We start from the raw sequence: 238 nt of genomic DNA, 5'->3' as shown, positions 1-238 counted from the left end.
CCACATCCGGCCGTTTATGGTGCCAAGCCAGGAGAACCCGGTAGGCGTGATCACCGGCAGAATATCCCGAACGACCGGATAGACGATCAGCAGGCCGGCCAGTCGAAGCGGCGTGAGCAGGAACAGTTCGATCCGCCGAAGAACGCGCAGCTCGGATCGGGGCAGGGCGCCGGGAGCGCCAGGCGCCGGTGCAAAGCGGCCCGCATCGGCCAGATTGGCCCAGAACTCCGGCCTGCGC

1 protein-coding gene is annotated in these 238 nt (G+C 67.2%); it reads right to left on the bottom strand.

Features of this window, described 5'->3' with window-relative positions; genetic code table 11:
* A partial coding sequence (locus KVS69_RS20505) for a hypothetical protein (protein WP_217540180.1) occupies positions 1–238 on the bottom strand: 238 nt, incomplete at both ends.

Source organism: Stenotrophomonas sp. GbtcB23, from assembly GCF_019091045.1.
GTDB classification, from domain to species: Bacteria; Pseudomonadota; Gammaproteobacteria; order Xanthomonadales; family Xanthomonadaceae; genus Stenotrophomonas; species Stenotrophomonas rhizophila_A.
Note: the sequence above shows the minus strand (reverse complement) of the source record. Positions and strands in the feature narration are given on the sequence as shown.